Raw genomic sequence first — 25,008 nt, forward strand, 5'->3', positions numbered from 1 at the left:
ACAAACCTCGGTGGGGGCTGGGTCGTCTTAGGTTCCGACGGCCGGGACTGGGGAGATACGGATGAAGTTGACGGGCAAGCGCTGGATGGTGGCAGGCGTCGCGGTGGGGGTGACCGCGGCGCTTGTCGCCATGGGGGCGGGCGGGGGAGCGCAGGCGGCGCCGCAGCCGGTGGGGGCGCCGGTTGTGAAGGCGGCGGCTCCGGATCGGGTGGTGACGCTGATTACCGGGGACCGGGTGGTGGTTCGGGGTGGGGACCTGCAGAAGGTCACCGTGACTGCCGGCAAGGAGCGCGAGGGGGCGATGTTCCGGATCGGGCGCGAGAGCGGACGGTTGACCGTGCTCCCGCTGGATGTGGCGAAGGCGGTGGCCGAGGGGCGGTTGGATCGACGGTTGTTCGACATCACCGGGCTACTGGCGATGCAGTACGACGATGCGCACACCTCCGCGATTCCGCTCTTGGTGGAGTCGGCGGGACCGCGTGCGGCGTTGCGGGGGACGAGTTTCGGGCCGGCGCTGGGTGGGTCGGGGTTGTCGGCGGCCAAGGTGGACAAGGCGTCGGCGGGTGCGTTCTTCAGCGGTATGACTCGACAGAGGTCCGCGGGCGGCACGATTTGGCTGGACGCCAAGCGGCAGACCCAACTCGACCAGAGTGTGCCGCAGATCGGCGTACCGGCCGCGTGGAAGGCGGGGTTCACCGGCAAGGGGGTGCCGGTGGCGATTCTGGACAGTGGGATCGATGCCAGTCACCCGGACTTCAAGGGTCAGATCGTGGCCAGCAAGAACTTCACCGAGGAGCCGGTGGGTGACGCACTCGGGCACGGCACGCATGTCGCCTCGACGGTTGCTGGAACGGCTGCGGCGTCGAAGGGTAAGTACAAGGGGGTTGCGCCGGGCGCGCGATTGATCGACGGCAAGATCTGCGACGGCGAAGGCGGTTGCTCGGACTCGGCGATCCTGGCCGGGATGGAGTGGGCTGCGGTCCAGCAGAAAGCTCGCGTGATCAACATGAGCCTCGGTATCTGGGACGAGCCTGGCGTGGACCCGATCGAGGCTGCGGTCAACCGGCTGACCGCCAAGACCGGTGCGCTCTTTGTCGTTGCGGCAGGCAACGAAGGGCCGGACGGCCGGACCGTCCGCTCACCCGGTACGGCGGCGTCCGCGCTGACCGTTGGTTCGGTCGACAAGAAGGACGTTCTCGCGGACACCAGTAGCCGCGGACCGTTGCTGGAAGGGTCGGCGATCAAGCCCGATGTCACTGCACCTGGGGTGGACATCGTTGCTGCCAAGGCGAAGAACTCACAGATCGGTACGCCGGTCGGCACCAACTACCTGCAGTTGAGCGGTACGTCGATGGCGACGCCGCACGTTGCCGGCGCGGCCGCGATCCTGGCTCAGCAGCACCCGAAGTGGAAAGCTGCCGAGCTCAAGGCGGCGCTGATGGCGACGGCGAAGCAGTTGCCCGGTCAGTCGGTGTTCGAGCAGGGCTCGGGGCGGATCGACGTCGCGCGGGCGATCACCGACTCGGTGGTCTCGGTCCCGGGCAGCATCGGTTTCGGTACGGCGCTCTGGCCGCACGCGGATGACAAGCCGATCGCCAAGAAGCTCACCTATCGCAATCTCGGAACCAAGCCGGTCACCCTGTCGCTGCAGACCAGTTCGACCGTCGGCGGCAAGCTCGGACCATCCGGTGCGTTCAAGCTCAGCGCTCGGAAGCTCACGGTTCCGGCCGGCGGTACTGCCGCCGTCACGGTCACCTCCGACACCCGTCACTCCGGCCCGGACGGCCTGTACTCCGGTCGCGTCGTCGCCACGGCGAAGGGTGTCAGCGTCGGCACGCCGCTGGCTGCGGACAAGGAGATCGAGAGCTACAACGTCACCGTGCGGCACCTGATGCTGGACGGCGAGGGCACCGAGAAGAACTACACCCGGATCTTCTCGCTGGACCAGGAGAAGATCATCGAGGTGCCGACCGATGCGAACGGCGTCGCGAAGCTCCGGATCCCGCGCGGCCGCTACCTGGTCGAGGGCCTGCTCGGCGACACGAGCGACCGCTTGTACCAGCTGGTCTGGCCGAACCTGACGGTCGATCGGGCGATGACACTCGCCGTCGATGCACGCAAGGCGAAACCGGCCGCGTTCACGATGCCGCGCAAGAACACCGCGCTGGTCGAGGCGCAGTTCGACTACCACTGGGAGGGTAAGGACTTCTTCTGGGAAGGCAACATCTCCACCCAGAACCTCGACAAGCTGTCCGTCGGTTCGATCGGGGCGCCGCTGGACGGATTCACCGCCACGATCAACTCGCGCTTCGTGGTGCAGCGCAAGACCGGTGACAACCGCAACGCGCCGTACGACTACAACCTGGTGCAGAGCCGCAAGGGCACCTACTTCACCGGCTACCGGCGGACCGTCCGCGAGGCCGACCTCGGCCGGATCCAGTCGCAGTACGCCGTCGATGTCGCCGGGCGGATCGTGACCGACGAGCGGTTCGGCTGGCTGCCGGGCGCCGGGGGCAGCACGGCCGGGATCAGAGTCGAGTACGACGGGCCGGTCACCGCGACGCACTTCGTCGAGGCTCGTGATGGCGGCGGTGCGATCTCGTGGGACGGGAATGTCAGCTACCTGCATCGCGAGGGCGGTAACGACGACGAGCTGTGGTCGCTCACCTCGGAAGGCCCCAAGTCGAACCCGGGTCAGCAGTACGGCGAACGGTGGGGTCGCTCGGTGGTCAACGCCGGGCTGCAGAGCGGCGACAGCAGTTACCGGACCGGGAACGAGTTGGCGCTGTTCATGTTCCCGCTCACCGACGCCGATGGTCATGCGGGGACCGGGCTCACCGGGGCCGAGGACGAGTGGACCAAGCTGTATCGCAACGGCAAGCTGGTCGCGTCCGAGTCGGTGGCCGGGCAGATCTCGCTGGACAACGCGCCGGCCGAGAAGTCGACGTACCGGCTGGAGACCTCGGTGCAACGCAGCAAGTCGCAGCTCGGGACTCGCGTCGAACACGTGTGGACGTTCGCCTCGCAGAACACCGGCGACGCGAAGGTGGTGCTGCCGTTGCGTGACGTGCACTTCCAGCCGGCCGTCGACGCTCTGAACTCGGTGCCGCGGACGACCGTGACCACGTTGCCGTTGACCGTGGTCAACCAGCCGGGAGCGAAGCCGGCGCCGATCGAGTCGGTGGCGGTGCAGTTCTCCGCCGACGCCGGGAAGACCTGGCAGCGGGCGATCGTCGTACCGGGGGTTGGCGGCAGCTACTCGGCTGTCTTCCGGACACCGGCCGGCAAGGTCGTTTCGCTGCGTTCCACGGTCAAGGACCGCGACGGCGGAACGGCCACCCAGACCGTGCTCAACGCGTACCGGATTCGATGAGGATGGAATAGTCCGGTTGATGCAACCCCCCGGAGGGTTTCTGACGTCTCGGCTGCAGAGAGCTCATCCGAAACCCCTGGGGAGGACCCGTCGTGACTCGGAGTTCGAGGACGAGACCCGCGATCGCCGTACTGGCTGTCGCGGGTCTTGCATTGACTGGCTTGAGCGGGCAGGCGGTGGCAGCGCCGGCACCGGCACCCGCCGCGCCGGCGGCGCTTGGTGGAAAAGATGTGCAGGTCACGCTGATCACCGGTGACCGGGTTGTGCTGCACGGCGGTGATCCGGCGAAGCAGACCGTGTACGCCGGACCGGGCCGCGAGGACATGGTCTTCCAGAAGGAGCGGACCAAGGACCACTCGTATGTGATCCCGGCCGACGCCGTGAAGGCGGTCGGGGAGGGACGGCTGGATCCGCGGCTGTTCGATGTGACCGGGCTGATCAAGGCCGGGTACGACGACGCGTCGTCGAAGGTGATCCCGGTGCTGGCGACGTACGACGGCAAGGCGAAGCGAAGCACGCCGGTCGGGGCGAAGGTCACGCGGCAGTTGCCGTCGATCAAGGGCGCGGCGCTGGACGTGGACAAGTCGAAGGCGGCCGCGTTCCTCGGCAAGCCGACGGCTCGATCGGCCGGCGGGTTCGCCAAGCTGTGGCTGGACGGCAAGCGCAAGGTGACGCTGGACGAGTCGGTGCCGCAGATCGGTGGACCGGCTGCGTGGGCCGCGGGATACACCGGTAAGGGCGTGACCGTCGCCGTACTGGACACCGGGGTTGATGCGACGCACCCGGATCTGGCGACGCAGGTTGCCGGGGCGAAGAACTTCACCACCGAGTCGGCCGAGGACATCATCGGCCACGGCACGCACGTCGCCTCGACGATCGCCGGAACGGGCGCCGCGTCGGGCGGGAAGTACAAGGGCGTGGCGCCGGACGCGAAGATCTACGACGGCAAGATCTGCGTCGAGGAGGGCTGCTACGAGTCCGACATGCTCGCCGGGATGGAGTGGGCGGCCAAGGAGGTCAAGGCCAAGGTCGTCAACTTCAGCATCGGTGGTGAGGACACCCCGGAGATCGACCCGATCGAGGAGGCCGTCAATCGGCTGACCGCGGAGACCGGCACCCTCTTTGTCGTTGCCGCTGGCAACAGTGGGCTGGCCGGTGCCGGGTCGGTCGAGTCGCCGGGCAGCGCCGAAGCCGCGCTGACCGTTGGTGCGGTCGACAAGCAGGACGGCCTGGCCTACTTTTCCAGCATCGGCCCGCGCGTCGGTGACAGCGCGGTGAAGCCTGACGTCACCGCGCCGGGTGTGGACATCGTTGCGGCCAAGGCGAAGAACTCTTCGATCGGTGAGCCGGTCGGCGACCAGTACTTGCGACTCAACGGTACGTCGATGGCGACCCCGCACACCGCCGGTGCCGCGGCGCTGCTGGCGCAGGAGCACCCGTCGTGGAAGGCAGGTGAGCTGAAGAGCACGCTGATGGGTTCGGCCAAGGTGGCCGCCGATCAGACCTCGTTCCAGCAGGGTGCCGGGCGGATCGATGTCGCGGCTGCGATCAAGCAGACCGTGGTCGCTGCGGAGGGCAGTCTGTCCTTCGGCCTGGCGACCTACCCGCACACCGACGACGAGCCGGTGGTGAAGACGCTGACGTACCGAAACCTTGGCGATCAGCCGATCACGCTGAACCTGGCGACGACGTACAAGGACGGCACGGGGGCGGCTGCTCCGGCGGATGCACTGCAGCTCAGTGCGCCGACCGTGACGGTCCCGGCCGGCGGAACCGCTTCTGTGCAAGCGACCTCGAAGACGAACCACAGTGGGCCGGACGGCCTGTACTCCGGTCGCATCACGGCCACGGGCGGCGGCCAGACGGTCGTCGTACCGGTCGGTGCCGACAAGGAGGTCGAGTCGCACACGCTGACCGTGCAGACCCTCGCTCGCGACGGGAAGCCGTCCGACTACCCGGTCAAGGTCTATGCCGTGGACAAGGGCGAGTTGCTGTCGTTCGACCCCAACGCCGATGGCGTGGTCAAGGCCAAGCTTCCGGCGGGCGAGTACCTGGTTGGCCAGTTCCAGGAGTTCGAGCGGGGCGAGGAGGACTGGATCTTCTTCCAGCTCGTCGCACCGCAGGTACAGGTCGACGCCGATCGCACGGTCGTACTCGACGCCCGCCTGGCCAAGCCGGTCGTGACCAACGCGCCGAAGGCCGGTGCCGAGCAGGCCACGTCCGCCATCGGCTACGACCGGACGAAACCGGGCGTGAACGCCGGCTACAGCAACGAGGCAAGCGGTTTCGGCAACGGCGAGATGTTCACGTACAGCACCGGCCCGAAGCTGACGGAAGCCGAGATGATCGGTCATATCGCGTCGCAGTGGGGTGTTCGAGGCGAGGAGGGCTTCTTCTTCAACACCCCGTATCTGTACGCCCTGGCGGAACGTCAGCTGGGCGAGTTCCCCACCGGGTACAACCGGACCGTACGGCCGAAGGACCTCGCGGTGGTCGACACCCAGGCGCACGCGACGACCGACCGGCGGGCAATCGCGTTCATCTTCCCGGCCCTCGAAGGCGTCGGCTGGTCCGGTGCGCGAGCCATCTACCTCGACACGCCACGAGCGATCCGGTACTACGTCGACGCGAAGGCCGGCTGGAACACGAACATCGAGGAAGCAGCGTCGCCGGAGGATCCGTTCGCGCGACCCAGGTGGCAGCTCGTCGGTCAACTGAAGAACTACCAGGCAGGCCGGACCTACCACGAGCAGCTGAACGTGGCAGCCTTCGGCCCGGCCGGCGGTACGTCGCGCATCGGCAACAACCTCGGTGTGTACGTCGGCAACTACGGTGACGCCAGCGGTGCAAGAGGATCCGTCCAAATCGACTCGGGGAGCAGCATCCTCACCCGCAACGGCGAGCAGGTCGCGACATCCAACCGCTTCGGGTCCGTCGAAGCAAGCGACCAGCCGGCGGAGAAGACGACGTACAAGCTCGTCACCACCGGCACCCAGTCGGTCTCACCCTTCGCCACCCGAGTCGACCTGGACGCGACCTTCACCTCAGCCGCAACCACCACCTGGACCCAGCTGCCGATCATGACAGCCCGCTTCCAGCCCCCGGTCGACGCCCACAACCGGGCTGTGCGCACCAAGGTGACCACCCTCCCACTGGTGATCGACGGCGCCAAACACCTCAAGTCCGTGAAGGTCGAGGTCTCCGGCGACAACGGCACCACCTGGACCACCGCCAAGGTGACCAGAACCGCCAAGGGCTACAAAGCCACCTTCACCACCCCCGCCGGCACCACCATCTCCCTAAGAGCCCACCTCATTGACCAAGCCGGCAACACCACCAACCAATCCACCACCTCCGCCTACCACCTGAAGTAACCCACTCGCCCGCCGCCGAAGGACACCACCTTCGGCGGCGGCTCCATTTGCCGCCGCCCCAAACGACACCGCCTCCGGCGGCGACAGACTTTTTGGCGCCTCCGGCGCAGCCTCCCCGGTGGATCCGCCCTCGGCGGGTTTCGTCAACTTCGGTACGGCGGTCGGTGGCTGGGGCGCGCTGGTCTGCGGCCGGGAGCGTGGGTGCCGAGCTCTCGCCGCTGCGGCCGGCCTACAGAGGAGGTGTGGCGGGGCGGGTCTGTGGCTGAGCCGGTTGGCGGGGTAGCGCCTGGGTGCACGTTGCCTGGGCTGACGGGCTTTGGTTGCTGTACGAGAGCTGTGTGGAACATAGGTGCCCGCATGTGACGAACAGTTGGCTCAAACACCAGCCCTCAAAGGCGAAACGACGCTTTGCGGATACCTACTGCCGCTCCGTGGCAGTGATGATCCGTGGATCGTCGTCGGTGGCGAATTTCGCGCCGGGAGATGGAGTGTGGGGTGCATCTTGGGCCGCTCGGGCCCAAGACACTCCCCGCACCGGCCAAACCAGCCGCTCGAGCCGAAGGCTCCGCGCAGTGGACGAACCACCCGCGGCGGTCACCTAATTGGCAACCTCGTCTTCAACCGCAACCGAAGCCCGTCAGCCCTAGGTGACGGGCACTCGATCGCCGTCCTCGCCATCCCCCTCAGCCACCCGCCCGCACCAGCCACACCCCCTCTGTAAGCCGGCGCAGCGGCGAGGGCCCGGCACCCACGAATCCGGCCGCATTCGAAGCTGCCTGAGCCGCCCGGGGGCGCCGAGCGCATTTGGGGGTGGAAGCACGAAGCCCTCGCCGGGGCGAGGGCTTCGTTCGATGACCACGTTAGGGGTGGGATCGCGGTGTCGTTTTAGCCGAGGAGGTTCAGGGCTTGGACGGCGTCTCGTTCTTCGGCCAGTTCGGCGGTGGAGGCGTCGATGCGGGCTCGGGAGAAGTCGTTGATGTCGAGGCCCTGGACGATTTCCCAGTTGCCGTCCTTGGTGGTGACGGGGAAGGAGGAGATGAGGCCTTCGGGGACTCCGTAGGAGCCGTCGGAGACGACCGCCATGGAGAGCCAGTCGCCGTCGGCGGAGCCCTTCAGCCAGTCGCGGGTGTGGTCGATGGTGGCGGCTGCGGCGGAGGCGGCCGAGGAGGCGCCGCGGGCTTCGATGATGGCGGCGCCGCGCTTCTGGACGGTCGGGATGAAGTCGTTCTCGAGCCAGTCGGTGTCGGCGGTGAAGTCGGCGGTGTTCTTGCCGGCTACCTCGGCGTGGAAGATGTCCGGGTACTGGGTGGCCGAGTGGTTGCCCCAGATGGTCAGCTTCTTCAGGTCGGTGACGTGGACGCCGGCCTTGCGGGCCAGTTGCGCGAGCGCCCGGTTGTGGTCCAGCCGCGTGAGTGCGGAGAAGCGCTCGGCGGGGATGTCCGGGGCGTTGCTGCGGGCGATCAGCGCGTTGGTGTTCGCGGGGTTGCCGGTGACGGTAATCCGGATATCGTCGGCGGCGTGGTCGTTCAGTGCCTTGCCCTGGCCGGTGAAGATCGCGCCGTTGGCCTCGAGGAGGTCACCGCGCTCCATGCCCTTGGTCCGCGGCCGGGCGCCGACCAGCAGGGCGACGTTCGCGCCGTCGAAGATGACGTTCGGGTCGTCGCCGATCTCGACGCCGGCCAGGGTCGGGAAGGCGGAGTCCTCGAGTTCCATGACGACGCCCTCGACCGCCTTCAGCGCCGGGGTGATCTCGAGCAGCCGCAGCTCCACCGGGGTGTCCGGGCCGAGCAGGGCACCGCTCGCGATCCGGAACAGCAGGCTGTAGCCGATGTTCCCGGCGGCTCCGGTGACGGCCACCTTTACCGGTGTAATGCTCACGACAGCTCCAATCTGTGCATTCTTGTGCTTCGGACGCTAGCAACATCCGCAGGCGGGCCCAACCCTGGGTCACCTCCGACTTGCTCACATCATCAGCGGTTCGTTCACCGAGCGGTCATCTGCCGGACGCAGAGGTAGCAGAAGGTTCTCGACAGTCCCTGACTTGTAAGGAGTAAGTGCATGAAGCGGTTCGTCCCCGTCGCCGTCTCGGCCCTCGCGGTCGGTACGGCCCTGCTGGCCCCGCAGGCTGTCCAGCAGGCCACCCAGCAGAACGGCGACCAGGCTCAGGTCGCCGGTTCGGCGTACCACCACCGCGACGAATTCGTCATCGTCGGCCACCGTGGTGCCTCCGGCTACCGCCCCGAGCACACCCTGGCGTCGTACGAGCTGGCCGCCCGGATGGGCGCCGACTACATCGAGCCCGACCTGGTCACCACCAAGGACCGGGTCCTGGTCGCCCGGCACGAGCCGGAGATCGGCGGTACGACGGACGTCGCGCAGCACCCGGAGTTCGCGAACCGGAAGAAGACGAAGGTGCTCGACGGGACATCGCTGACCGGCTGGTTCACCGAGGACTTCACGCTCAAGGAGCTGAAGACCCTGCGTGCGGTCGAGCGGATCCCGGCGATCCGGCAGCACAACACCGTGTTCAACGGCCGGTACCAGATCCCGACCTTCCAGGAGGTCATCGACCTGAGCAAGCGGCTGTCCAAGGAGCTCGGCCGCCCGGTCGGCATCTACCCCGAGACCAAGCACCCGACGTACTTCCAGCAGCAGGGTCTCGCGCTCGAGCCCGAGCTGGTGAAGACGCTGAACCGCAACGGCCTGAACCGCCCGGACGCCAAGGTGTTCGTGCAGTCGTTCGAGGTCTCGAACCTGATCGCCCTGCACAAGCAGCTCCGGGTCCCGCTGGTCCAGCTGACCGACGCCGTCGGCCAGCCGTACGACTTCACGGTCGCCGGTGACAAGCGCACGTACGCCGACATCACCAGCCCGAACGGCCTGAAGGATGTTGCCAAGTACGCCGCGGGTCTCGGTCCGTACAAGGCGCAGATCATCCCGTTCACGGCCGACGGCAAGCAGGGCAAGCCGACCACGCTGGTCGCCGACGCGCACCGGGCCGGCCTGGTCGTGCACCCGTACACCTTCCGGGTCGAGAACAACTTCCTGCCGAACGAATTCGACAGCGACGCGGTCCCGTCGGACTCCGGCAACCTGTTCGGCGAGATCGCGACGTACCGGAAGCTCGGGATCGACGGCCTCTTCACCGACAACACCGACGTAGCGGTGGCCCAGGAGAAGGAAACCAAGTGAGGGCATGATAGGTGGGTGGAACGCAAAGTCGGCTCGGGGACAGCGACGGTCGAGGCAGCGCCGGACGGCACGTTCGTCCTGCGCGTCGACGGCTCGCTGCAGTCGCAGGTCGATCTCGCGGATCCCACCCACCTGTCCTTCGAGTACATGCGCCGGATCGCCGACGTACTCGACACCATGACGCCCCGCCGGCAGCCGATCGCGGTCACGCATATCGGGGGTGCCGCGCTCAGCCTGCCGCGGTACGTCGCGACCACCCGCCCGCGGTCCCGCCAGATCGTGCTCGAACCGGACGAGGATCTGACCGAGTTCGTCCGGGAGGCCCTGCCGCTGCCGAAGCGGTCCGGGATCAAGGTCCGCGGGGCCACCGGCCGGGCCGGGATCACCGACCTGTACGACGACTCGATGGACGTCCTGATCCTGGATGCGTTCGAGCGTGAGGCGGTCCCGGCGAACCTGGTCACCACCGAGTTCTTCGCCGAATGCGCCCGCGTCCTGCGCCCGACCGGCCTGCTGATCGCCAACCTGATCGACGGTCAGGCCGGGCTGCCGTTCATTCGCCGTACGGCGGCCACCGTGCGAACCGTCCTGGGCGAGGGCGTCGTACTGGCCGAGCGCAAGGTGCTTCGCGGCAAGGGGTTCGGCAACGTCATCCTGATCGCCTCCCCGCACGAGGTGCCCGATCTGACCGCGACCGGTCGCCGCGCACAGCCGCCGTACGACGTGACTCCGCTGACCGAATTGGCCGGGAAGGCGACCGTGCTGACGGACAGCGACGGGTTCACGCCGCCGGCCGCGCCACCAGGCACATTTCGTCCCTGACCCACCGCACAGGATGTAGCTGACAGGCTACAGACTGTGATATGTAGGTGTCGGCGCCGCCCGCCACCGATGATACGGGGGTCTGGGATGGCTCGGCTGCGCTCAGTGCCCCGCGTGGCACTGGGAATCGCTCTACTGCTCGTCGCCGGCGCCGGTCTGGTGCCCACGGCAACGGCACACGCGGAGACGATCCGGACCTTCGGCAAGGTCTTCGGTACCCAGACCAACGGCTCGATCCGGATCACCGGCAATGCGCTGGAGACCTGCGATACCGCGGCCACGGCCTGCAAGTCCGCGCTGGCCGGCAGCAGTTCAGGGGCCTCGAACAACGAATGGGCGATGCGCCTGCTCGATGCCGACGCCGACGCGGCAACGAAGTCCTCGTCCGCAGCCACGGTGACTGTGCCTGATGGCGCGAAGGTCATCTTCGCCGGACTGTTCTGGGGAGCCTCGCGCGCCGCAGGCACCGGCGGTACGGCGAGCAGTGGCGACGGCACAACGATCAAGCTCAAGGTGCCGGGGGCAACGACGTACCAATCGCTGACGGCCGGGCGGACCGACTATCTGAGTGCGCAGACCCAGGACTACTCGTCCTACCGCGATGTCACCGAGCTCGTGCAGAACGCCGGCAGCGGCGAGTACTGGGGTGCGGATGTTGCCGCAGGCACCGGATCGGACCGGTACGCCGGTTGGAGTCTGGTGATCGCGTATGAGGACGCGGACGAGCCGTTGCGCGACCTGACCGTCTTCAACGGCTATGCGCGCGTGACCACCGGTGATGTGATCAAGACCAGCATCTCCGGCTTCCTCGCCCCACCGAGCGGCGCGGTGAATGCCCGCTTCGGCAGCGTCACCTACGAAGGCGATGCCGGGATCAGCGGCGACTATTTCGCGGTCAACGGCACCCGTCTCGCGGACGCGCAGAGCCCGTCGGCCAACTTCTTCGGCAGCCGGGTCACCGATGCCGGCGCGAACCTCACCAACCGCAATCCGGCCGCGCTGAACAACCTCGGTCTGGACGCGAAGGTGGTCGATGCCGCCGGCATCCTTCCGAACAGCGCCACCAGCGCCGAGCTCACCTTCGCGAGCACCGGCGACTTCTACTATCCGGCCGCGCTGACCACCCAGATCGACCTCTATGCGCCGGCAATCAAGGGCACCAAGACGGTTCGCAACCTGGCCGGCAACGACCCGGCCAAGGTCGGCGACACTCTCGAGTACACGCTCAACTTCGGCAACACCGGCGACGACGACGCGCTCAAGGCCGTGGTCCGGGACACCCTGCCGCCGAACACGACGTACGTGCCGGGCTCGCTCTCGGTGTCGATGGGAGCCGTGGCCGGCGCCAAGACGGATCAGGCCGGCGACGACCAGGCCGAGTACGACGCTGCCTCGCGGACTGCCCGCTTCCGGGTTGGCACAGGTGCGAACGCGGCCACCGGCGGCCGGCTGAAGAAGAACCAGAGCACCACGGTCCAGTTCCGGGTCACTCTCGATGACGCGTCGGCCGGGACCACGGTCGTGAACACCGGCTATCTCGACTACACCGCCGAGACCCTCAACAAGCCGTACACCTACCGCCCCGACGAGGTCCGTACGCCGGTGGCCGCCTCGGCCGATCTCCAGCTCACCAAGACCGGTACGCCGGACCCGGTGCCGGCCGGCGCCGACCTGACCTACACGATCGTTGCCAAGAACAACGGTCCGAATACGGCGAAGGAAGTCGCGGTCACCGACACTTTGCCCGCCGGCGTCGAGTTCGTCTCGGCCACACCGACCCAGGGCACGTGTGGCGGGACACTGAGTTGCACACTCGGCGATATTCCGTCCGGGTCGAGTGCCACGATCACTGTCGTGGTGAAGGTCCCCGCTGCCAGCACAGCAACGGGCCTGACGAACGTCGCCACCGCGACCACCTCGACCTCCGACCCGAACCCGAACAACAACACAGCCTCGGTAACTACCCCGGTGACCCGAGTCGCCGACCTCTCACTGCAGAAGGCAGTTGTCCCGGACAACCCGGCGGCCGGTGAGAAGGTCAAATACACGCTGACCGTGAAGAACAACGGTCCGTCCGCGGCGCAGCAGGTCCGGGTTGCCGATTCGCTCCCGGTCGGTCTGACGATCATCGATGCCCAGGCCCCAGTCCCTGCCGGGTGTTCGGCGGCTGGCCAAGACATCACCTGCCTCGTCGACACCTTGGCCGGTAACGCCACGCTGGTCATCCAGGTGACAGCGACCCTCGATTCGGCGTACCAAGGTGGTCCGCTCACCAACGGCGCCGCCGTCTCGAGTGCAACCCCGGATCCGGACCCGTCCAACAACACCGGTACGGCGACCATCACGCCAGGTGATCCGAAGGCTGACCTGGTCGTCGGCAAGCAGACCATCACGAATCCGGTGGTCCCGGGCAAGTCGGTCACCTACCAGATCACCGTGCACAATGACGGCCCGTCCGATGCCCGTGGTGTGCAGGTCGCCGATGACCTCCCGGCCGCGTTGAGCGACGCGACCGCCGACTCGACGGCGGGTTCCTGCACCGTGTCATCCGGGGAGATTCGCTGCGCGCTGGGCGACCTTGGGGCCGGTTCGAACGCCACGATCACCGTTACTGCCAAGGTGTCCGCGACCGCCACTGGCACGCTGACCAACAGCGCCACCGCAACCAGCACGACGCCCGATCCGGAGAAGTCCAACAACACCGGCCGGACCACCGACAACCTCAGCGCGAGCGCGGACCTGGCGATCACCAAGACCGCGCAACCCGCGCCGGTCCACGCCGGGCAACCCGTCAGCTACAAGCTGACGATCACGAACAACGGCCCGTCGGCCGCGCAATCGGTGACGGTGACCGACCCGGTTCCCGCGCCGCTGAAGTATGTCTCGGCCACGACATCACAGGGCTCGTGCGAACAGGCCAACGGCACCGTCACCTGCGCAGTCGGAACAGTTGCCCCAGGCGACGAAATCACCGTGACCGTGGTCGCGAACGTCCCCTCCGGAACCCCGCCGAACGAACTCGCCAACACGGCCAGGGTCTCGTCGCCGACCCCGGATCCGGTCGCGGACAACAACAGCGCGACGTACACACTGCTCACTGGTGCCCAAGCGAACATCACCCTGACCAAGACCGTCAGCCCCGACCCGGTCGTCGCCGGTGAGACGATCACCTACAACCTCACCGTCAGCAACGCCGGACCGTCCGATGCGCAGAGCGTTTCGCTGGACGACGACGCACCGGCTGCGGTGACCGGCGTGAGCGCCTCGCCGACCGGCGGCGCGACCTGCAAGGTCAGCGATGGGCGAGTGACTTGTGAGTTGGCCACGCTGGCAGCTGGGGACAGCTTCGCGGTCAAGGTCACCGGCACGATTGCCCCGGGGACCGTGCCCGGTGCGTTGACCAACACGGCGTCGGCCGGCGCGAAGACGCCGGAGGATCCGACTGACTCCGACAACACCGCGACCAGTACGACGACCGTCCAGGCGCGCGCGGATCTGTCGATCACCAAGACCGCTCCCTCGGCCGTTGTCGCAGGCAACGAGTTGACCTACACGCTGACAATTGGGAACGCCGGTCCTTCCGATGCGGTCGGCGCGGTTGTCACCGACACTCTGCCAGCCGGTACGACGTATGTCCGCGGATCGAGTCCCGCCGGCGACTGCCTGCAGGACCCGTCGGTCTCGGAGCCGGTGGTGATCTGCCCGGCCGGTCGGGTCAAGCCTGGTGGTCAGCTCGTCATCACCGTGGTGACCAAGGTCGACCCGGCCCTTGCCTCGGGCAAGTTGATCAACGCGGCGACGGTCAGTGCGCAGACGCCCGATCCGAACGACTCCAACAACCGCAGCACGGCCGACACTGTGGTCACCTCCTCGGCTAATCTGTCGATCACCAAGTCGGTGAAGCCGTCCTCGCTGGTCGCTGGTGGCGAGGGCCTCTACACCCTGACCGTGCACAACGACGGTCCGTCGAGCGCGCAGGCCGTCACCGTGACCGACACCCTGCCGACCGGCGTATCGGTGCTGGAGGCAACTAGCGCCGAAGGCACTTGCACCACGGCGGTGAGCTGCATGCTCGGGACGATGGGACCGGGTGCAGAGGCAGTTGTGCAGATCCGGGTCAAGGTGGATTCGGGCCACGCTGCGCCGATCACGAACGCGGCCAGTGTCGCTAGTACGACACCGGATCCGGATCCGGCCGACAACACCAGCACGATCACCACGGAGGTCGACCAGTCTGCCGATCTCACGGTCGTCAAGACGAGCGACGAGAAGTACGCGACCGCTGGTGGTGGTGTGACCTATCGCCTCACCGTCGTCAACAACGGCCCGTCGGACGCGACCGCGGTCGCCTTGGCGGACACGCTGCCGACTGGGCTTGCGGTGGTCAAGGTCGAGCCCGACTGCACGGTCACCGGGCCGAACATCGAGTGTGCACTGGGCACACTTGTCGCAGGCAAGTCGGCGACGGTCGTCGTCTCGGCCGTCCTCGACTCCGGCTACTCCGGTACGACGGTTGCGAACACTGCGACGGTGAAATCGCCGGTGCCGGATCCCGTTGACACCAACAACAGTTCGACCGTGACGATCCCAGTCGGTACCAGCGCTGACGTTCAGGTGACGAAGCAGTCCGAGCCGGGGACCGTCACGCCGGGCAGTACCTTCGATTACGCTCTTGTGGTCACCAATGCGGGACCGTCGGTCGCGCGTTCGGTGGTGGTGACCGACACGATCCCGGCCGGTCTGACGATCGTGTCGGCGGGAACGCCGTGCCAGGTCGACGGATCCACGGTCCGGTGCGCGCTGGGCGACGTACCGATCGGGCAGGTGTTGCTCTCGATCCGGGTGAAGCTGTCGGCTGGGTATGACGGCGCGACGTTGACCAACACCGCCGCGGCCACGTCAACGACACCCGATCCGGACAAGGACAACAACACCGGAACGAGCGTTTCGCCGGTGGCCGCGCAGGCCGATCTGGCCATCACCAAGACGATGTCGCCGGCCAATCCCGTGGCGGGTCAGCAGGTGACCTACACGCTGACGGTTCGCAACAACGGCCCGTCCGATGCCCGCAAGCTCATCATCACCGACGAACTCCCGCGCGGCCTAACCAACATCTCCGCAACCACCCCCTGCCTCGTACTCCCGCCGCCCGTGCCCGCCCGCGCCACCAGTGGTGGCGCGAGACCTGAACCGGGGGCCGGAGACCCCGTGCCACAGGTCTCCGGTCGCAACATCCTGTCTCCTGCCACCACTGGTGGCCGGGGCGCTGGGGCGCCGGATGCTCCGGAGGCGGGGGTTGTTCAGTGCGGTACGGCGTCCCTGGCCGAGGGGGCGGTGATCACGGTCAGGATCACGGCTACCGTCGTACCGGGGTTCAGTGGTGAACTAACGAACCTGGCGCGGGTGGGGTCGGCCACGCCGGATCCGGTCAGCGCGAACAACGAGGCGAGGGTGACCGGGCGTCCTGGGCGGTCGGCGAACCTCGAGGTCTTCAAGACGGCGTCCAGCCCGACTGTGGTCGCGGGTGGATCGTTGCGGTACCGGATCGCGGTGCACAACGCCGGACCGTCGGTGGCGCTGAAGGTGTCGGTGACCGACGAGCTCGCGGCCGGGCTGCGGTTGCGGGCGACGCCGGCGCGGTGCCAGGCGGTCGGGCAGCTCATCACCTGTGCGCTCGAGCGGATCGACCCCGGGAAGACGGCGGTGATCGTGCTCGACGTGGTGGTGGATCCGAAGTACGGGAGCAAGTCGGTGGCCAACACCGCGACCGCGACGTCGGTGACGCCCGATCCGGACCCTCACGACAACACCAGCACGGTGACGACCGCGGTGACGCCGAAGCCTGAGCCTCCGAAGCCGGATCTCCCCGATACGGGTAGCCCGGTTGGGTTCTGGGCGGTCGCGATGGCGCTCATCCTGCTGGCGGCCGGGACCGTGCTGATCGTGGTCAGCCGGCGAGCCGGTCGACGCAGTCGCTGAAGGCGAGGCGCTCGGTGCGGCTCGCGCCGAGCGCCAGGATGAACTGATCCAGCCGGTCCGGTCGCGGTACGCGGCCGCCTCGCAGCCAGCTCTGCAGGGTGGCCCGCGGGATGCCAGTGAGCCGCTCCAGCGAGCGGAGTGATCGCGGCCTGGTCAGCGCGGTGAGCGCCGCACCCAGGTCCTCTGGGGTCGCGGCCGCGCGCAGCAGCTCGCTGACGTCCTGGGGGTCGCGGGCGGCCGCCTCCCAATGCCGCCGCCAGATCGGCAGGAGCTCAGCTGGTACGTCGCACCCGGTCAGGAACGCGACTGTCACCGGCCAGCTCGGTAGCTGCTTGCCGCTGGTCGCGCGGACCAGATGGGCGTGGGAGTAGTGGGCCTGATCGGCCAGCTCGCGATAGCTGAGACCGGCATCCTGGCGGACGCGCTGCAGAGCGCCGGTGAACGCTTCCAGCTGCATGACAACCTCCTCATGACCAAACATAAGTCAACATGAATGAACAATTCAAGTGACGGCGACCCGTAGGATGGGCGCATGTCTGTCGCGCGCGTGGCTGCCTTGGTTCACTACCCCGTTAAGGGACTGTCCGGCGTACCGGTCGAGCAGGCCGAGATCGGGCCGAGCGGAGTCGCCGGCGACCGCACTTTCATGCTGGTCGACCCCGACGGGACCTTCCTCAGTCAGCGGTCGGTGCCCGCGATGGCCGCGCTGCGGGCCGAGCTCGCCGGCGACACGCTGCAGCTGTCCGCGGCGGATGCGCCCGACCTCGTCGTACCGATCCAGTACGACGGGAAGCGGCGCGACGTCAGCCTGTTCGGCAAGTGGTTCGGGCTGGGCGTGGTGCAGGACGCGGCGGCGGACGAGTGGTTTTCCGCGCGGCTCGATCGGCCGGTTGGCCTCGTGAGGGTGACGCCGGAGCACGAGCGGCCCGGTTGGGGTGTGCATCGCGGCGAGACCGGTTTCGGCGACGCGCATGCGCTGCTGATCACCTCGCTGTCGTCGCTCGACGGGCTGAACGAGCGAATCGCGAGCCGCGGTGGCGAGGCGATCCCGATGAACCGCTTCCGGCCGAACGTCGTGATCTCGGGCTGGTCCGAACCGCACACCGAGGACCGGGTACTGCGGATGTCGCTCGGCGCGGTCGAGATCGGCTACTCCGCGCGGGCGATCCGTTGCGCCGTACCGACTGTCGACCAGGCGACCGGCCGTAAATCCGGGCCGGAGCCGACCCGGACCTTGGCCTCGTATCGTCGGGAGCCGGCGTACGGCGGTGGGGTCAGCTTCGGGATGAAGGCGGCTGTGCTGACCCCGGGGATGGTCACGGTCGGTGATGAGATCTTGGTACACGACTGGATCCCGGCCGGAACGGATCCGGCGCCCGCCACCCGGTAGCGTCCGGAGCTGTGCACCGGCTCCTACTGTTGCTGCTGGCTCCTACCTCGTTGCTGGTAGCCCCCAGTTCCTTGCTGATGGCAACGCCGCCGGCGCCGGGTGCGCCGTCGTACGAAGTCTCGTTGACCGGCACGCCCGATGGACGGACCTGGTCGGGGCGGGAGACTGTCAGCTTCACGAACACCGCGGCGGAGGCGCTGCCGGAGGTCTACGTGCGGCTGTGGGGCAACTCGCGTGGTTGCGGCTCGGTTGAGGTCCTGGGTGGCACGGCTCTGCGTGACTGCACGGTGGTCAAGTTTTCGTTGCCGAAGGCGCTGAAACCAGGGGAGCGGACGTCGATCAGCTTCGATGTGAAGCTCACTGCGCCGGATCGTGAGGATCGGTTCGGGCGTTCCGGTGAGTTCAGCTTCTTCGGGAACGCGCTTCCGGTCCTGGCGGTTCGTGATGCGACTGGCTGGCATCTCGAGCGTGACATGGGGATCGGGGAGAGCTTCTACACGGTCGCGGCCGACTTCGCCGTACGGCTCACGCACACCGGGAACATCGCCGTACCGTCGACCGGAGTGACGACGGATGGGGTCGCAATCGCGAAGCAGGTAAGGGATTTCGCTTGGGCTGCTGGTCCGTTTCGGAGTACGTCGGTAACGTCGCCGGGTGGTGTGACCGTGCGGACCTGGGCGACGCCGATGGTCACGGCGGCCGCGGTCGACGCGGCTCGGGCTGATGCGGCCGCGGCGCTCGACGAGTTCGGTCGGCGGTTCGGTGCGTACCCGGATCATGAGCTCGATCTGGTGCTGAACGATCGGTGGACGAAGTTCAGCGGGATGGAATACCCCGGGTTCGTCTTGCTGATCTCACCGAACAGCCCGGTCGTGCATGAGGTGGCTCATCAGTGGTGGTACGGGATCGTCGGCAACAACGAGTACGCCGATCCCTGGCTGGACGAATCCTTTGCCACGTACGCGACTGATGTCTTCGAGGACAATCACCGGGTCGGGTGCTGGCCGGGAACGTTGCCCGTGGCAATCACTCGGGACATGGGCTACTGGGGCGCGCACGATTCGTCGTACGGGACCTTTGTCTACACCTACGGTTCCTGCATGCTGCACGAGCTCGAGCGCCTGATCGGTACGCCGGTGATGGACCGGCTGCTGGCGTCCTACGCGAAGGCCAATTGGCACGGGGTGGTCACCCCGGCCGACTTCAAGACCGCCGCGCAGGCCGCCAGTTCCGTTGACCTGGCGCCGTTCTGGCGCACGCACGGGATCGGTTAGCAGGCGAGCGCGGCCCGATTGGCGACGTACTTGTAGGTGCAGAAGTCGATGACCTTGTTGAGCGAGTTCTGCAGGCGCGCGGTGTCGCCGTCGTTGTTCCAGATGTAGTTGCCCGAACCCCAGTACAGATGGTTCGCGCTGTTGCGGCCCTTGCCGGTGTGTACCAGGACCGTGCTGCGCGCCTTCAGGACGAAGGTCGGCGGGAAGTAGTAGACGTGGCTGGCGGCATCACGGATCCGGTAGCCCTTCAGGCTGAGCGGACGCGTGGTGTTGTTGCGGATGCTGATGTACTCGAGGTTGATGTGTGCGTTGGTCCTGGTGTCCTTGCCGACCGGGTCGTACTGGATCCCGGCGATCAGGAACTGCGGTGCCGCAGCCGAGGCCGGAAGCGGAGCGACCAGCGCTCCGGCGGCGAAGACCGTCGCTGCGATTCCGGACATGGGCAGACTGAAGCGTCGCGTGAACAAGGAAATCCCCTTTGGCAGTGGGCCAGATTCCCCCCGGCCCTGATGATTCGTGCTGCCGGTCCCCCCGGCTCTGGAGACCTTAGGAGTTACGCTCCGTGTTCGTCAAGGGCTCAACGAACCTCGGTGGCAACCCCGTGTTCGAGGAGCTGGAGACGGTCGGTGAGACCTGCATCGGCGAAGGCCTGCGCGAACTGGTCCGGGCCCTCGGTGAAGTGCGTCCATCCCTCGGTGTGGACCGGGATGATCGTCGCCGGCGCGAGCAGGTGGGCGGCCTCGACAGCCTCGGCCGACGTCAGCGTGAGGTTGGCCCCGTCCATCAGCACGGTCCGCGCCGCGCCGGCGAAGAGCACGCCGACACCGAACGGCCCGAAGCGGTCGGCGATTTGCTTGACCAGGTCCACGGACGCGTTGTCGCCGGACACGTAGACGGTCGGCAGGTCTGCGCTCTGCAGGACGAACCCGGTGACGACACCCAGTACGGCCTCAGCGCCTTCCGGCCCGTGCAACGCCGGTACGGCGGTCACCGTGACCCCGTCGATCGTCGCCGACTCCCATTTGTCGAGTCCCTGGACACCGGGGATCCGGGTGCCCGCACCGGGGGTCGACAGAACAGTGGGGATCGACGGCAGCAGCGCGCGACCCGACACGTCGAGGTTGTCGAAATGCTCGTCGTGCGAGAGCAGTACGACGTCCACCGGGCCGAGGTCGGCCGCCGGGATCGCCGGTCCGGTCAACTTCTTCATCACCCGGCCGGTCGGCATCTGGTACTCGCGCGGCTCGTCGAAGGCAGGGTCGGTCAGGAAGGTCAGGCCGCCGTACGTGAACAAAGCGGTCGGCCCGCCGATGTGCGTGATCTTCATGTCCTCGATCCTCGGTCGTTTCGGCCGAGATCACCATTGGCCCGCGAGCCACAGTTCCTGAAGATCGGGCCATATACTGTCTGTCATGCGTAGCGTCGCCGTACTGGCCTTCGACGGGATGAGTCCGTTCCACCTGTCCGTGCCCTGCCTGGTCCTCGGCGATCCATGGGACACGAACGGCCTGTACGACGTGCGTGTGTGCGCCGAGGAACCGGGATTGCTGCGGACGAACGCCGGCTTCGGGATCACGGTCGAGCACGGGCTGTCGGTGATGGACACGGCCGACGTGGTGATCCTGCCGAGCTGGGAGCCGACGCGCGAACCGTCCTCGTTGCTCTTGACGACGATCCAGCGGGCGCATGCGCGTGGAGCGGTCGTGATCGGGCTGTGCATCGGTGCCTACCTGGTCGCCGCGAGCGGAATCGCCGACGGCCGCGAGGTCGTGACGCACTGGCGGCGGGTCGCGGAACTGCAGGCCCGGCATCCGGACCTCGCCGTACGGGCCGATGTGCTCTGGTCAGATCTCGGCGACGTGATGACTTCAGCTGGTACGGCGGCTTCGTTGGACTGCTGCTTGCATCTGGTGCGCACGCAGTACGGCGTGGAGGCGGCAGAGGAGCTTGCGCGCAACCTCGTGATCGCGCCGCACCGCAGTGGTTCGCAGGCGCAGTACATCCCGGTCCCGGTCCCGCCTGACCCCGGTGATGACGTGATCGAGAAGGCGATGGTGTGGGCACGTGCACGACTCGACCAGCCGGTGTCGCTCGACGAATGGGCGGCCGCGGTTGCGTTGTCTCGCCGTACGTTCACCCGTCAGTTCCGGGCCCGCACCGGCAGCTCAGGCCAGGCCTGGCTCCTCCAGCAACGCCTGGACCGCGCCCGTCTGTTGTTGGAAACCACAGACCACCCGGTCGAGCGAGTAGCCACCGCCAGCGGCTTCGGCAGCAGCGCGGCCCTCCGCCACCACTTCCACGCCGTCCTCGGCACCACCCCGCAACGCCACCGCCAGGACTTCGCCCCCGCCCTCGCCTAGAGCAGCCAGAACAACGTGTAGATCGCCGGCGCCGCAAACGTCACCAGCAAGATCCAAGCCATCAACCGATGCCCGGTCTTCCCCCGATCCAGCCCCGAGGCGAACGACAACACCGCCCCCTCCTCGGTATGCCGGCTCAACCCCATCCGCTTGGCCTCCTCAGGCCGCCGATCAGGCCGCTCATCCGCCAACGCATCCGGCGGAATCCCAAAATGCGCCGGCCGCTCCGGCCCCAGGTCCCCACGTTCCCGTTCCCCGAACATGCACCCTCCCGCCGTAGCCTCCCCCCATCGTCCCACCAACCACCCCCCAACACCCGCGACATCTCCCTTACGCCCCACCAACACCCAGAACCGGCCCGCCCACCACCCCACCCGGCGCACGCCGCCCACCGCCCGACCCGGGCGCACGCCGCCCACCGCCCGACCCGGCGCACGCCGGCCCACCGCTGCCCTTCGCCACGGCCCACCTTCGCCTAGCGCCCCGGGCCGCCCGCTCTCGTACTGCGGGGCGGAAGTTGTGCCCCGTCAGCCCAAGGTCCACCCCACCCCGCCGACCAGCCGCGGCGCTCACCACCTTCGCCTGCCGCCCATTTGGTGGGTCCACCCACCGGGTTGTGGGTTCCCCCATCGCATGCGGGGTGGGGAACCCACCATCTGATGGGTGGACGCCAAGGCCGGTTAGTTAAGGCGGCTCGGGCGACGCTAACCGAGCCAGCAGCGACCCAACTCCCCAAACCGGTTCGGGGAGCGCCAGCGCACTGCCGTAGCCATTCGGGGAGGATCCACCCCCCGAATACGACCGATATCCACCCCAAACCAGTTCGACACCGGCCGGCATCTTCCCCAAACCGGTTTGGGGAGGACCCACCACCATGCTTTCCAGACGACTGGGGAGCCCTACCCGCCGATTCGGTGGGGTAGCGCTCCCCAGCCGCGCCGTACTGCACCGCTCTTGACACCACCCCCGAACCGCTTAACTAACCGGCTTTGGGGTGCACCCATCAGATGGGGAGGACGAGCCGCAGCGAGCGGATCCAACGGACGAGCGGCGATCTACGCCGGTCGCCGGTTGTCGGCGTATGAACAGGACGTATAGGTGTGCGGCGGCGGTGGTTCCCGCCGGCGGCCGCCCAGGCGACCGCGTAGCAGACGTATACGTCCTGTCCGTCGGGTGATTGCGTCAGTTGAAGTCGGCGACCCAGCCGACCCGGGTGACCCGCTTGCCGATGCAGAGGCCGAGGAGGTCGACCGAGGTGCAGTACTTGTAGGTGCCACGACCGACACCGAGGGTGCGCAGTCCACAGTTCAGGAGCGTGCCCTTGCTCTGCGCCATCATCTGGTTGAACGCGTCGTTCGAGGACCAGTTGTCGCCGCCGGCTGCGGACATCGAGGAGCCGCTCGCGTTGACGTTGCCCGATTTGCTCCGGCTCTGTGCATCGCTGCGGGCTCCGTACGTCACCGGAGCGTCCTGCTCGAGCGGTGCGCACCCCTTGCTCTTGCGCGCGCTGTCGATCTGGTTGAACAACTGGATCTCGTCGTTCGTCATGTCCCCGTCAGCCGCGGGCGGCGGTGGTGGCGGAGGCGGCGGGGGCGTCTTCGTCGGCTTACCGGTTGGAGTGGTGGTGGGTTGGCTGGTGGGGGGATTGGTGGGCACCGTGGTGGCTGTGCTCGTTGGGTTGTCGGTGGGGACGGTCGTGGGGGTGTTGGTGGGACCGCTCGTGGGAGGCGCTGTGGGGGTCGTCGACGCCGTCGGGGTGCCCGTGGGAGGTGCGGTGGGGGTGGCCGTGGGCTTCTTCGGCGGGACGGTGGGGTCGTCGACCGGGATGGTGCTGGGGGTTGCGTAGGAGTCGTCGGTGCGGGTGCCGATCGGGAGCGAGGCGTCGGCCTCGTCGTTCTGCGGCTGGTGCAACAGGAGCCACGAGATCGGTGTGATGACGAGAAGTACCGCCGCCACCGCAATGAACGGCCGCCGCTTACTGCCCGCACCACGCGCCGTCCGAGACACCGGATGGCCGTCGGCATCAACCGCCGTACTGTCTGCTGCCTGGCGCGGCCGTCGGTTCGCCGCCGCCTTGCTCTCACGAATCGCCGCGGTACGCGGCCCTGACAGCTCGGTCGTGCCCCGCGCAGTCCGCGGATCCGCAACCGCCGCAACCGGCGGCTGCACGTACGACGAACTCGCCGCCGCCGTAGATTCGAACCCCTCCGACCCCGACGCGGACCCGAGCCGGGTGGACTCGGTCCCAACAGACCCCGCCGACGCAGAATCCAACCCCGCAGGTGAACCAAGCCGCCCTGACGCCGTAGGAGCCGTCTCACTCCAGGCAGACGCGGTAGGCGTCGAGTCGAGCCGCCCGGATGCCGCAGGAGCCGTTTCGCTCCAAGTAGACGCGGTCGGCGCGGAGCCGATTCGGCCAGACGCGGCCGAGGTGGAGCCGAGTGGGTCGGACGCTGCGCGGGCCGTCTCGCTCCAGGTGGACGCGGTGGGTGTGGAGTCGAGTCGGCTGGGGGTGGGAGACGCGGCCGGTGTCGACTCAATCCGCGGAGACCCGAGGGAGGCGGATTCGCTCCAGGTGGAAGCGGTTGGCGCGGGGGTGGCGCGCGGGGGCTCGGGGGGTGTGGTGGCCCAGGCGCCTAGGCCTGCGAGGTCCTCGGCCGGCGTCGATTGGCGGGATCGACGGGTCGGGGCGGGCTCGGGTGCCGGTGCGGGTGTTGGGGCGGCGGACTGGGTGACCCAGCCGCGTGAGCTCGTGCTGTCCGCAGTACTCGTCCCGAGCGGCTCACTGCCGGCACCAGAACGCGTGGGCCCGGCGAAGGCGTCGTCACTCCCGAGACGGCTCGAGCCGCTGAACGCATCGCCACCACGTGGTGCGTACTGCGGGGTGGAGTCGGTGCGGGTGCGGGCCTCCAGGTGGGCTTGGGTGTCGGCCCAGGCTTGGCTGTCGGTGCGGGGCTGGGCGTTGGCCCAAAAGGGGGACTCGCCGCCTCGCGGGGCGTAGCGGGGTGGTTCGGGTGGGGGCGTGGGTGCCGGTTCCGGGGCGTTCGGCCGGGAGCCCCGGGCACGCGTCGCCTTCCTGCGTGGTTTCTGCCGGCCACTGCCGGAATCGGACGACATTATGTCGTTGTTCCCTTCACTGTCTCGCCCCCAAGACGTGCCTCATCAGTCGTCGCGTCCGGCTCTGTAGAGCGTGGACGGTGCGACAAGGACGGATCTACCCGCCGTGACCGGCCGGAAATCGGCC

Annotated in this window: 14 protein-coding genes; 8 read left to right on the forward strand and 6 right to left on the reverse strand. The window is 67.9% G+C overall.

Features of this window, described 5'->3' with window-relative positions:
* The first annotated feature begins 61 nt into the window (after window positions 1-61).
* Window positions 62-3,373 (forward strand): S8 family peptidase, encoded by a 3,312-nt coding sequence (locus ABD231_RS25030; protein WP_344156709.1) that lies wholly within the window; start codon window positions 62-64, stop codon window positions 3,371-3,373.
* Window positions 3,374-3,465: 92 nt separating this feature from the next.
* Window positions 3,466-6,747: a S8 family serine peptidase gene (locus ABD231_RS25035; protein WP_344156712.1), complete on the forward strand. Its 3,282-nt coding sequence runs from the start codon at window positions 3,466-3,468 to the stop codon at window positions 6,745-6,747.
* 885 nt (window positions 6,748-7,632) lie between these two features.
* Here ABD231_RS25035 and ABD231_RS25040 read toward each other — a convergent pair.
* Window positions 7,633-8,625, reverse strand: a complete 993-nt coding sequence (locus tag ABD231_RS25040; protein WP_344156715.1) for a malate dehydrogenase — start codon at window positions 8,623-8,625, stop codon at window positions 7,633-7,635.
* A gap of 180 nt (window positions 8,626-8,805) precedes the next feature.
* On the opposite strand from ABD231_RS25040, the gene ABD231_RS25045 reads away from it, so the two are divergent.
* The 3 genes from ABD231_RS25045 to ABD231_RS25055 all read left to right on the forward strand — a co-directional run bounded on the left by ABD231_RS25045 (window position 8,806) and on the right by ABD231_RS25055 (window position 16,740).
* Window positions 8,806-9,939 (forward strand): glycerophosphodiester phosphodiesterase, encoded by a 1,134-nt coding sequence (locus tag ABD231_RS25045; protein ID WP_344156718.1) that lies wholly within the window; start codon window positions 8,806-8,808, stop codon window positions 9,937-9,939.
* A gap of 15 nt (window positions 9,940-9,954) precedes the next feature.
* Complete coding sequence (locus ABD231_RS25050; protein WP_344156722.1) at window positions 9,955-10,761, forward strand: spermidine synthase; 807 nt, start codon at window positions 9,955-9,957, stop codon at window positions 10,759-10,761.
* A gap of 114 nt (window positions 10,762-10,875) precedes the next feature.
* Complete coding sequence (locus ABD231_RS25055) at window positions 10,876-16,740, forward strand: hypothetical protein (RefSeq protein WP_344156723.1); 5,865 nt, start codon at window positions 10,876-10,878, stop codon at window positions 16,738-16,740.
* Here the strand turns inward: ABD231_RS25055 and ABD231_RS25060 are convergent.
* Complete coding sequence (locus ABD231_RS25060; protein ID WP_344156724.1) at window positions 16,709-17,197, reverse strand: helix-turn-helix domain-containing protein; 489 nt, start codon at window positions 17,195-17,197, stop codon at window positions 16,709-16,711. The two genes, ABD231_RS25055 and ABD231_RS25060, sit on opposite strands and share 32 nt — an antisense overlap.
* A gap of 75 nt (window positions 17,198-17,272) precedes the next feature.
* Between ABD231_RS25060 and ABD231_RS25065 the strand changes: the two genes are divergently transcribed.
* Window positions 17,273-18,130, forward strand: coding sequence for an MOSC domain-containing protein (locus ABD231_RS25065; RefSeq protein WP_344156726.1), 858 nt, complete (start codon window positions 17,273-17,275; stop codon window positions 18,128-18,130).
* A gap of 11 nt (window positions 18,131-18,141) precedes the next feature.
* Entirely contained in the window at window positions 18,142-19,404 is a 1,263-nt protein-coding gene (locus ABD231_RS25070) for a M1 family metallopeptidase (RefSeq protein ID WP_344156728.1), read from the forward strand.
* Here ABD231_RS25070 and ABD231_RS25075 read toward each other — a convergent pair.
* Both ABD231_RS25075 and ABD231_RS25080 read right to left on the reverse strand, forming a co-directional pair.
* Complete coding sequence (locus ABD231_RS25075; protein ID WP_344156730.1) at window positions 19,401-19,844, reverse strand: lamin tail domain-containing protein; 444 nt, start codon at window positions 19,842-19,844, stop codon at window positions 19,401-19,403. The two genes, ABD231_RS25070 and ABD231_RS25075, sit on opposite strands and share 4 nt — an antisense overlap.
* Before the next feature lie 137 nt (window positions 19,845-19,981).
* Window positions 19,982-20,731: an MBL fold metallo-hydrolase gene (locus ABD231_RS25080; RefSeq protein WP_344156731.1), complete on the reverse strand. Its 750-nt coding sequence runs from the start codon at window positions 20,729-20,731 to the stop codon at window positions 19,982-19,984.
* Window positions 20,732-20,816: 85 nt separating this feature from the next.
* Here ABD231_RS25080 and ABD231_RS25085 point away from each other — a divergent pair, with 85 nt between their 5' ends.
* Window positions 20,817-21,764 (forward strand): GlxA family transcriptional regulator, encoded by a 948-nt coding sequence (locus ABD231_RS25085; protein ID WP_344156733.1) that lies wholly within the window; start codon window positions 20,817-20,819, stop codon window positions 21,762-21,764.
* Here ABD231_RS25085 and ABD231_RS25090 read toward each other — a convergent pair.
* Together ABD231_RS25090 and ABD231_RS25095 are read right to left on the reverse strand one after the other, a co-directional pair.
* Window positions 21,761-22,027, reverse strand: a complete 267-nt coding sequence (locus tag ABD231_RS25090; protein ID WP_344156736.1) for a hypothetical protein — start codon at window positions 22,025-22,027, stop codon at window positions 21,761-21,763. The two genes, ABD231_RS25085 and ABD231_RS25090, sit on opposite strands and share 4 nt — an antisense overlap.
* Window positions 22,028-22,946: 919 nt before the next feature.
* Window positions 22,947-24,038: a hypothetical protein gene (locus tag ABD231_RS25095; RefSeq protein ID WP_344156739.1), complete on the reverse strand. Its 1,092-nt coding sequence runs from the start codon at window positions 24,036-24,038 to the stop codon at window positions 22,947-22,949.
* Between the last annotated feature and the right edge of the window lie 970 nt (window positions 24,039-25,008).

This window comes from Kribbella yunnanensis (genome assembly GCF_039529655.1).
Classification (GTDB): Bacteria; Actinomycetota; Actinomycetes; order Propionibacteriales; family Kribbellaceae; genus Kribbella; species Kribbella yunnanensis.